The organism is bacterium (assembly GCA_035703895.1).
Lineage (GTDB): Bacteria > Sysuimicrobiota > Sysuimicrobiia > Sysuimicrobiales > Segetimicrobiaceae > Segetimicrobium.
In genome coordinates, this window is sequence record DASSXJ010000056.1 from 24,872 (window position 1) to 34,644 (window position 9,773).

The 9,773-nt window shown below is 67.8% G+C and carries 9 protein-coding genes; all 9 read left to right on the forward strand.

What is annotated here, in order from left to right:
* Positions 1-4: 4 nt before the first annotated feature.
* Entirely contained in the window at positions 5-265 is a 261-nt protein-coding gene (gene purS, locus VFP86_04035; protein ID HET8998794.1) for a phosphoribosylformylglycinamidine synthase subunit PurS, read from the forward strand.
* 14 nt (positions 266-279) lie between these two features.
* The gene (gene purQ, locus VFP86_04040; GenBank protein ID HET8998795.1) at positions 280-1,020 is read left to right on the forward strand and encodes a phosphoribosylformylglycinamidine synthase subunit PurQ; all 741 of its coding nucleotides are present in this window, start codon (positions 280-282) and stop codon (positions 1,018-1,020) included.
* A 2-nt stretch (positions 1,021-1,022) separates the two neighbouring features.
* The gene (gene purL, locus VFP86_04045; protein HET8998796.1) at positions 1,023-3,245 is read left to right on the forward strand and encodes a phosphoribosylformylglycinamidine synthase subunit PurL; all 2,223 of its coding nucleotides are present in this window, start codon (positions 1,023-1,025) and stop codon (positions 3,243-3,245) included.
* Positions 3,242-4,675, forward strand: coding sequence for an amidophosphoribosyltransferase (gene purF / locus VFP86_04050; protein HET8998797.1), 1,434 nt, complete (start codon positions 3,242-3,244; stop codon positions 4,673-4,675). The genes purL and purF overlap by 4 nt, the downstream gene beginning before the upstream one ends.
* Positions 4,676-4,682: 7 nt before the next feature.
* Positions 4,683-5,738 (forward strand): phosphoribosylformylglycinamidine cyclo-ligase, encoded by a 1,056-nt coding sequence (gene purM, locus VFP86_04055; GenBank protein ID HET8998798.1) that lies wholly within the window; start codon positions 4,683-4,685, stop codon positions 5,736-5,738.
* On the forward strand, positions 5,731-6,393 hold the full coding sequence (gene purN / locus VFP86_04060; protein ID HET8998799.1) for a phosphoribosylglycinamide formyltransferase: 663 nt from the start codon (positions 5,731-5,733) through the stop codon (positions 6,391-6,393). The genes purM and purN overlap by 8 nt, the downstream gene beginning before the upstream one ends.
* The gene (gene purH, locus VFP86_04065; protein ID HET8998800.1) at positions 6,390-7,928 is read left to right on the forward strand and encodes a bifunctional phosphoribosylaminoimidazolecarboxamide formyltransferase/IMP cyclohydrolase; all 1,539 of its coding nucleotides are present in this window, start codon (positions 6,390-6,392) and stop codon (positions 7,926-7,928) included. The genes purN and purH overlap by 4 nt, the downstream gene beginning before the upstream one ends.
* Before the next feature lie 34 nt (positions 7,929-7,962).
* Positions 7,963-8,778 carry an SDR family oxidoreductase gene (locus tag VFP86_04070; protein ID HET8998801.1) on the forward strand — a complete coding sequence of 272 codons (816 nt, stop codon included), beginning with the start codon at positions 7,963-7,965 and terminating at the stop codon, positions 8,776-8,778.
* A gap of 389 nt (positions 8,779-9,167) precedes the next feature.
* Entirely contained in the window at positions 9,168-9,761 is a 594-nt protein-coding gene (locus VFP86_04075) for an adenylate/guanylate cyclase domain-containing protein (protein HET8998802.1), read from the forward strand.
* Positions 9,762-9,773 lie beyond the last annotated feature (12 nt).

A 9,773-nucleotide genomic window follows, 5' to 3' on the forward strand; every position in this document is an offset into this window, starting at 1 on the left:
AAGGATGGAGACGGCGCAGACCACGCAGGTGCGGACCGTGCGCATCATCGTCACGCTCAAACCCGGCGTGCTCGATGCCCCGGGTCAGGCCATCCAGCAAGGATTGGACGCGCTCGGCCATAGCGGCGTGCGCGGCGTCCGCGCGGGGAAGTACTTCGAGGTCGAACTCACCGACGACGGCCGGCTCGACGAGCGGATCCGCCGGATGTGCGAAGGGTTCCTGGCCAACACGCTGATCGAAGAATACCGCTTCGACGTCCTCTGAGGGAGGAACGATTCGTGGACATTGGGATCGTCGTGTTCCCGGGAAGCAACTGCGACGCCGATACCCTCCACGCCGTCCGGGACGTGATGGCGATGCGGGCGCAATTTGTCTGGCATGAAGAACGGGACCTCACCGGCCTCGACGCGGTCATCCTGCCCGGCGGGTTCGCGTACGGCGACTACCTTCGGGCGGGCGCGATCGCGGCGACGTCGCCGGTGGTCCGCGCGCTCGCAGCATATGTGGACAGCGGCGGGCTCGTCCTCGGAATCTGCAACGGGTTTCAGGTCCTTCTCGAAGCCGGGCTCCTGCCCGGCGCGATGCGGTGGAACGCGGGCGGACAGTTCCGATGCGAGTTCGTCCACATTCGCGCGGAACGTGTGGATACGCCTTTTACCTGCGCGCTCGCGGCGGGGCAGGTGCTCCGGCTCCCGATCGCCCATGCGGAGGGCAATTATTACGCCGACGCCACGATACGCGCCGCGCTGGACGCGGATCGTCAGGTCGCCTTTCGGTACTGCGATCGGTCCGGAAGCGTCCTCCCGGGGGCCAATCCCAACGGCTCCACCGACGCGATCGCCGGTGTGGCCAACCGGTCCGGGAGCGTGGTCGGGCTCATGCCTCATCCGGAGCGGGCAAGCGAGCGGTTGTTGGGGAGCGAGGACGGCCGTCACGTCTTCGAGTCGTTGGCCCGGTGGATCGGTGCGCGGCCCTATGCCGGGCGCGCTCCCGCCGCGACCGGCGTAGAGGTGAGGTGAAGATGGTGGTCGAGCGGGTCGCGCCGGCCCCCAACGTTCTCGCTGCCACGGGACTGAGCGTCGAGGAGTATGCGGAGATTCATCGCCGGTTGGGACGCGTCCCTAACCCGGCGGAACTCGCAATGTTCGGGGTGATGTGGAGTGAGCACTGCGCGTACAAGCACTCGAAAGGGGTGCTCCGCCGCCTCCCGATCAGCGGACCGCGGGTGCTGCAAGGGCCCGGGGAGAACGCGGGCGCGGTGCTGGTCGCAGACGGGTGGGCCGCGGTCTTCAAGATGGAGAGCCACAACCATCCGAGCGCGATCGCGCCGTTCCACGGCGCCGCCACAGGCGTCGGTGGGATCATCCGCGACATCCTGGCCATGGGCGCCCGCCCGATCGCGTTGCTGGACTCGCTTCGATTCGGTCCACCCGAGGATGCCGAGGTCATCCCGCTGGAGCGCGGTGTGGTCGCCGGGATCGCCGCGTACGGAAACAGCATCGGCGTCCCGACGGTGGGGGGCGAGATCATGTACGCCCCCTGCTATCGGGCCAACCCGCTTGTGAACGTCGCGTGCCTGGGGGTCGTCCGGGCCGACCGGCTGGCGACTGCCCGGGCCGCCGGGCCTGGGAATGCGATCATCTATCTAGGCGCGCGCACCGGACGTGACGGAATGCACGGCGCTTCGTTCGCTTCGACCGAACTGGCGGGCGATCCCGAGGATCGGTCCGCCGTGCAGATGGGGGATCCGTTCACCGGCAAGTTGCTCATCGAAGCAAGCCTCGAGGCGCTGGCCTCCGGCGCCGTCGTGGCGATCCAGGATATGGGCGCGGCCGGGTTGACCTGCGGGCTGTGCGAGATGTCGGCCCGCGGTGGGGTCGGCATGGACGTCGACCTCGCCCAGGTACCCCGCCGCGAGGCCGGGATGTCGGCGGAGGAGGTGCTGCTCAGCGAATCGCAGGAGCGCATGCTCCTGGTGGCGCGCGATGGGCGCGAAGACGAGGTGCTTGGGATCGGACACCGGTGGGGCCTGCAGGCGGCCGTGATCGGCCGCGTCACGGCCTCCCCGCTGCTCGTGGTCCGCGATGCCGAGTGCGCCGTCGTCTCGCTGGATCCGCGGGCCCTCGTGGAGGCGCCCACATACGCGCCTCCGGCGCGAGAGCCCGAGTATCTGGCCGCGGTCCGCCGCGTGGATCCACTCACGTTTCCGATCGCCCCGCCGCAGCCCGCGCTTTTGGCCCTGCTCGCTGCGCCCAACATCGCGGACAAGCGGTGGGTGTACCGGCAGTACGATCACATGGTGCAGACGAACACCGTCGTGCCGCCGGGATCGGACGCGACCGTCCTCCGTATCAAGGAGGCCGTGCCGTGCGGGCTTGCGCTTGCGGTCGATGGCAACGGCCGGCACTGTTACCTCGATCCGCGGATCGGCGGGGCGCTGGCGGTGCTCGAGGCCGGACAAAACATCGCCTGCGCCGGAGCGACCCCGGTTGCCGTCACGGACTGCCTCAACTTCGCCAGCCCGGAGCGGCCGGAAGTGTTCTGGACGTTTCGCGAGACGGTAGAGGGCATCGCCGAGGCCTGCGAGGCCCTTGGGGTTCCGGTCGTGGGCGGGAACGTCAGCTTCTACAACGAGTCGAACGACGCCGTCTTCCCGACACCCGTCATCGCGATGCTCGGCGTCCTCAACGACGTTCGCTGCCACGCGACGGCCGGCTGGAAGTCCCCGGGGGACGTCGTGGTGCTGCTCGGCGGCGGCGTTCCCAAACTCGATGGCAGCGAGTACCTCGCCACCCTCCACGGCGTCGCCGAGGGCCGCCTCATCCGGCCCGACCTCGCGTCCACGGCCGCCCTGATTCGGTGCGTCGCGGAAGCCGTGGCGCAACGACTCGTGTCCTCCGTGCATGACTGCGCCGATGGCGGGATTGCCGTAGCGCTGGCGGAATGCTGCATCATGGGCGCCCGTGGGGCGAGCGTCGCGCTCTCCTCCGCGCAGGGGCATCGATCAGACGTCCTCCTGTTTGGAGAAGGGGTGGGGCGGATTCTGGCATCCCTGCCCTCGTCTAACCTATCCGCGCTCCTCCAGCTGGCGAGGCAGTTCGCGGTTCCGGTGCAGGTCTTGGGATCCGTCGGCGGAGACCGTCTGGTGATCGGCGCGGACGGTCAAGGGATCCACGGGCCGTGGATCGATGCAGCCGTCCACGACCTCGCGTGCGCCTGGCGCCGGGAGGCGGCTGCCCGGTGACGGACTTCGAGACGCATCCTGCCATCGACAAGCTGCGAGAGGAGTGCGGCGTCTTCGGGATCCGCACGGAGGGCGTCGCTGCAGCGCCTCTCGCGCATCTGGGCTTGTACGCGCTGCAGCACCGGGGGCAGGAAAGCGCCGGCATCGCCACGTTCGATGGAGACCGGACGCACCTCGTGAAGGACATGGGACTCGTTGCCAACGTCTTCACCCCCGAGCGGTTGGCCAGGCTGCCCGGATGCGTGGGGATCGGTCACGTCCGCTACTCGACGATGGGCTCCGCTTCGATCGAGAACGCTCAGCCCTTCCTCGAGCAGACTCCGTGGGGGATCCTGGCGCTCGCCCACAACGGCAACCTGATCAACGCCCCCGCGCTGCGGCGTGGACTGGAAGCCGCGGGGCACTGCTTCCGGGCCACCTCCGATACCGAAGTGATCACCAAGCTGATCGCCACCTCGCGCGCGGGGACGTTGGAGGAAGCGGTCGCCCACTGCATGCAGCGGATCCGCGGCGCCTATACCATCGTCGCGATGGTCGGGGACCGGGTGCTGGCCTTTCGGGACGCCAACGGGATCCGCCCGCTCGCGGAGGGAAGGGCGGGGCGTGCGACCGTGTTTGCTTCGGAGAGCTGCGCGTTCGATCAGATCGGCGGGGAATATGTGCGCGAGGTCGGCCCGGGGGAACTGATCATCGCCGATGCCGGAGGGGTGCGCGTCATCCAGGTGCTCCCGGCCGAGAAGCGGGCCGCCTGCGTGTTCGAGCACATCTACTTTGCCAGGCCCGACACCGTGCTCGAGGGGCACAACGTGCACCAGGTCCGGCGCCGCATGGGCCGCCTCCTGGCACAAGAGCACCCCGTCTCCGCCGACGCCGTGATCGCCGTCCCCGACTCGGGGACCTCGGCGGCGATGGGGTACGCGGATGAGAGTGCGATCCCCAGCGAGGTCGGGTTGATCAAGAACCGCTACGTCGGCCGCACCTTCATCCAGCCCGATCCGTCGTCGCGGGACTTTGGCGTCCGCGTGAAACTCAATCCGATCCGGGAGGTCATCGCCGGGCGCCGCATCGTCCTTGTCGACGACTCGATCGTCCGGGGAACGACGAGCCGGCAGATCGTGCGGATGCTCCGGCACACCGGAGCCCGCGAGGTACATGTGCGGATCTCCTCCCCGCCCATTCTCAATGCCTGCTACTATGGGATCGACACGAGCAGCCGCGGCGAACTGGTGGCGTCGCGTCTCTCTGTCGAGGAGATCCGCCGCTCGATCGAGGCCGACAGCCTGGGGTATTTGAGCCTCGATGGGCTGGTGCGGGCGCTCCAACTGCCTTCCCACGACCTGTGCCTCGCCTGTCTCAATGGACGCTATCCGACGGAGACGCCCACGGAAGCCAAGGCCGGCCGGCACGCACTCGAATCGCAGCGGGGCTAACGTCCTGATGGCGCGCCAGCCCTCTCTTCCGCTCACATACCGCGACGCCGGAGTCGATCGCGCCGGCAAAGACGCGCTCCTCGCCGCGATGGGGACCCGCATTCGCTCGACGTACCGGCAGGGGACCCTGGGATCGGGGGAGGGGTTCGGCGGCCTCTTCCGCCTCACCGGGTACCGGGATCCGGTCCTCGTCACGTCGATCGACGGGGTGGGTACCAAAGTCCGGGTCGCCGACATCGCGGGCCGGTGGCGGGTGGTGGGCGCCGATATTGTCTCCCACGGAGCCAATGACGTCCTGTGTCAGGGCGCCACACCGCTCTTCATGCTCGACTACATCGCCGCCGGCCGGCTTGTCGCGAAGGTGGTCACCGAGATCATCGAGGGAATCGTGCAGGCGTGCCGTGATCAGGCGATCGTGCTCATCGGCGGAGAGACGGCGGAGATGCCGGGCGTCTACGCTCGCGAGGCGAGCGACATCGTGGGCTGCACGGTGGGCGCCGTCGAGCGGGATCGGGTGATCACCGGGGCGGCGATCCGTCCCGGCGATGTGATCGTCGGCGTCGCGGGCGACGGCCTTCATACCAACGGGTACTCGCTCGCCCGGGCGGCGCTGCTCCCCCCGGGCAGAGTCGCGGCGCGCCGCGCGCTCGCTGCGCGTCCCAAGGAATTGTCGGAATCGCTCGGCGACGCGCTCCTCCGACCCCACCGGCCGTATGCCCGGCCCGTGCTCGCTCTCCGGGAGCGCGTTCAGCTCCGGGGCATCGCCCACGTCACGGGCGGCGGGATCCCCGGCAACCTCGTTCGCATCCTCCCGGGCGGATCCCGTGCCCGCATTCACCGGGGCCGGTGGCCGGTGTCGCCGTTGTTCACGCTGATCCAGCGCCGGGGCAGAGTGACCGACGCAGAGATGTTCCGGACCTTCAACATGGGACTCGGCCTGCTCGTGGTCGTCCGGGAGAGCGAGGCAGATTCGGCCGTTGTCCATCTCGAGCGCTCCGGCGAGCGGGCGTGGGTGGTCGGCGAGATCCTGGCGGGGTCACGGGGAGTCGAGATCCGTGGCTGAGCCGCTGCGGGTCGGGGTGCTCGTCTCAGGGACGGGATCGAACTTGCAGGCCCTGATCGACGCGTGCCGCGGCGGAGGGCTGCCGGCGGAGATCGTCCTCGTCATCAGTAACGTGCCCACGGCGTTTGCGTTGGAACGGGCCCGCGCCGCCGGGATCCCGACGGTCGTCGTGAGCCACCGGGCGTATCCGTCGGTAGACGCGTTCGAGACGGCGCTGCGAGAGGCGCTGGTGTCGCACCGCGTCGAGCTCGTGTGCCTCGCGGGATTCCTCCGCATCCTCTCGGCCCGGTTCGTCGCCGCGTTCCCAGGCCGGATCATCAACATTCACCCGGCGCTGTTGCCGGCGTTCGGTGGGAAGGAGATGTACGGCGAGCGGGTCCACAAGGCCGTCCTCGGCTCGGGCGCGCGCCACACCGGCTGTACCGTGCACTTCGTCAGCGAGGTCCCCGATGGCGGACCGATCATCGCTCAGGCCACCGTGCCCGTCCAACCGGGCGATACCTCGGCGACGCTCGCCGCCAGGGTGGCAAAGGAGGAGCACCGTCTTTATCCGGCGGTGGTGCGGCTCTTCGCCGAACGGCGGATCCGGCTCGAGGGGGACCGGGTGAAGGTGCTTCCTCCGGTGGAGTCCGGGTCGACCGCGGAGGTACCATGACTATCGGGCGTGCGCTGTTGAGTGTGTGGGACAAGACGGGGATCGTCGAGTTCGCCCACGGGCTGGCCGATCTTGGGATCGAGATTGTGTCGACGGGTGGGACGGCGGCGAGCCTGCGCGGTGCGGGCCTCGCGGTCACAGATCTCAGCGAGATCACCGGATTTCCCGAACTCCTCGGCGGGCGCGTGAAAACGCTCCACCCCCACGTGCATGGTGCGCTACTGGCTGTGCGCAGCAACCCGGAACACCTCGCCGAGTTGGCGCGTCACGGGATCCGGCCGATCGATCTGGTGGCGGTGACGCTGTATCCGTTCGAGTCGACGATCGCGGGCGGGGCGGATCTCGCCGCCGCGCTCGAACAGATCGATATCGGCGGCGTGACGCTCCTCCGTGCGGCCGCGAAAAATTTCGAAGACGTCGTCGTGGTCAGCCGGATTTCGCAATACCAAGAAGTGCTCGATGAGCTCCGCCGGACGGGAGCGGTGGGGCGTGAGACGCGGGCGCGTCTGGCCGGCGAAGCGTTCGCCAGAACCGGCGAATACGATGCGGCGATCGCCCGGTATCTCGAGACTCGTGCCGATGGGTTCCCCCAGCATCTCATCCTGGCGTTCGAAAAAATCCAGGACCTGCGGTACGGCGAGAATCCCCATCAGCGCGGCGCGTTCTATTGCGAGCCCGGGACCACCGGGCCGTCCGTTGCGACCGCCCGGCAGATCTCCGGGCGGCCACTTTCCTACAATAATATCCACGATCTGGACACGGCGCTCGAGCTCGTTCGGGAGTTCTCCGATCCCGCGGCCGTGATCGTCAAGCACGCCATCCCGTGCGGCGTCGGCACAGGCGAAACCCTCCGGGACGCGTACCTCCACGCGCGAGAGGGGGATCCCATGTCCGCGTTCGGCGGTATCGTGGCGCTCAACCGGCCTGTGGACCCTGCGACCGCCGAGGCGGTAGCCGAGACGTTCCTCGAGGCGGTGATCGCGCCCGGATTCGCCGAAGACGCGCTCGCGGTGCTTGGACGAAAAAAGCATCTGCGGCTGATGGAAGTAGGGCCCGCGGCTCCGCCGGCGAACTCCCGGGACTGGGATTTGCGCCGCGTGCGCGGCGGCCTGCTGGTCCAGGACAAAGACGGGATCGACCTGGTTGAGGAAGGTCTCCGGGTCGTGACCTCGCGGGCGCCCACCGAACGCGAATGGGGGGATCTCAGGTTCGCCTGGACGGTGTGCCGCTACGTGCGCTCGAACGCCATCGTTCTGGCGAGGGACCGGCAGGTGGTGGGGGTCGGCGCCGGACAAATGAACCGGGTGGAACCCGTCCGCTTGGCGGCGCGACAGGCGGGAGAGCGCGCGCGGGGCGCGGCTATGGCATCCGAGGCGTTCTTCCCATTCCCAGATGCGGTCGAAGAGGCCATCAAAGCCGGTGTGACCGCGATCATCCATCCCGGCGGATCGGTGCGGGATGCGGAGGTGACCGCGGCGGCGGAGGCGGCCGGGATTGCCATGGTCACGACGGGGATCAGGCATTTCAGACACTAGCGCTCAGTGTGTTGAGGCCTAGGAGGGACGGGAGATGTCGAGTGTTCGCTCGAGGCCACGCGCGCTCGTCACCGGAGCATCTTCCGGCATCGGGGCGTCGTACGCCGAGCGATTGGCGCACGATGGGTACGACCTTGTGCTTGTGGCGCGGCGGCGCGAGCGCCTGGAGCACCTAGCCGAGCGGCTGCGGCGCGAGGCGGATACGCACGCAGAGGTACTCGCCGCAGACCTCACCGACGCCGGCGCTCTCGCGCAGGTTGAGGCGCGCGTCGCCGGTGATGAGTCGCTTGCGCTGTTGATCAACAATGCCGGGTTCGGGAGTTACGGCCCGTTCGTGAAGGTTGAACCGAAGGTCGTCGATCATCTCATCGACATCCATATCCGCGCCGTTGCACGCCTGACCCGCGCGGCGCTGCCCGGCATGGTCCGTCGCGGCACAGGTGGCGTGATCAATGTTGCGTCTCTGCTCGCGCTCAGCGGGTCCATTCCACCCAATCCGCTGCCTCACCGCACAATGTACGCCGGTGCCAAGGCGTTCATGGTGACCTTCACCCAAGCCCTTGCGGGCGAGCTGAGCGGCACCGATGTGCGCGTGCAGGTGTGCCTCCCGGGGTTGGTCGCGACTGAGTTCCATGCCGTGCAGGGGATGGACCTCAGCAAGATACCGAGGATGACGGCGGACGACGCGGTCACCGCCTCGCTCACCGCATTCGCACGGGGCGAGGTCACATGCATCCCGGGCCTCGAGGACGTGTCGCTGCTTGAGCAGCTCACGGAGATGCAGCGCGGCGTGCTGAAGAGCGCCAATACGCCGGCCCTCGCACGCCGCTATCAATCCGGCGTGGCCTAAAAGGATGGTGATTTTTCGACCTTGACATGCGCGCTGTCCAATGCGAGTATAGGCGGTGTGGATTCATCATCTGGAAGGGGGTGGCGAGGAATGGTCATGGTCCCCTACGCAACGCTCGTCACCCGTCCGGACGCATTGCTCTCGTAACATTTAAGCCCAACCGGTAAGCGTCTGGTCACGGGGAAGAGCCTGTGGCCTTTCTTATTGCCCCTGGTCGACAGCGGAGCGCAGCTTTGTGGGCACAGGTGCCCGCGTGCGGCATACCTGTACCCTGTTGCGATCGATGCTTGTGCGCGGCGTTCATCAAACGAAAGGAGGCGAACCGATGGTTGACCTTATGCGTGCCATGCAGGGTGGCTACCGACTTGACACAAGTTGAGGAGGCGGCGATGAGACATTACGTGCACTCGATTGGTTCAGCCCTCCTGGTCAAATTGAAACCCAAGCGGTTGGGATCCGCCGCGGACCGGCACCCGGTTCACGCGAACCTGATGAATCGGATACTGGCAAGCATTCTGCTCATGGACGTGGAACAGTCGACCGAGTTCCTCGTTCGGTGGGGGGATGTGGCGTGGCGAGACGTGCTCGACCAGCTCTATGGGATTGCCTATCGTCACATCGCGGTCTTCCGGGGGCGCGGCGTCAATATGATCGGCGACCAGATCATGGCGGCGTTTGAGGGCCCGATCCGCGCCATTTGCTGCGCGGAGGCGATCCAACGGGAGGCGGAGGGCCTGGGCCTTCGGCTGCGTGCAGGCGTACACGTCGGAGAGGTGGAGAGATCAGGCGACAACCTGCGAGGGATCGCCGTGCACATCGCGGCAAGGATTGCGGCGCTGGCAAACGGCAATGAGATCCTGGTGTCCGCAACGGTGCGGGATATCGTGGCGGGATCCGGCCTCTTGTTCGCCGACCGGGGCGAACAAATATTGAAAGGCGTCCCGGATCCTCGGCGGGTCTTCAGCGTGGCGCAAAGGTCTTAGAAGGAGGGAGAC

What these genes read in the sequence shown, in the direction of transcription:
- purS (HET8998794.1), top strand. Translation starts at nt 5, where the DNA reads ATGGAGACGGCGCAGACCACGCAGGTGCGGACCGTGCGCATCATCGTC.
- purL (HET8998796.1), top strand. Translation starts at nt 1,023, where the DNA reads ATGGTGGTCGAGCGGGTCGCGCCGGCCCCCAACGTTCTCGCTGCCACG.
- purM (HET8998798.1), top strand. Translation starts at nt 4,683, where the DNA reads ATGGCGCGCCAGCCCTCTCTTCCGCTCACATACCGCGACGCCGGAGTC.
- purH (HET8998800.1), top strand. Translation starts at nt 6,390, where the DNA reads ATGACTATCGGGCGTGCGCTGTTGAGTGTGTGGGACAAGACGGGGATC.
- VFP86_04070 (HET8998801.1), top strand. Translation starts at nt 7,963, where the DNA reads ATGTCGAGTGTTCGCTCGAGGCCACGCGCGCTCGTCACCGGAGCATCT.
- VFP86_04075 (HET8998802.1), top strand. Translation starts at nt 9,168, where the DNA reads ATGAGACATTACGTGCACTCGATTGGTTCAGCCCTCCTGGTCAAATTG.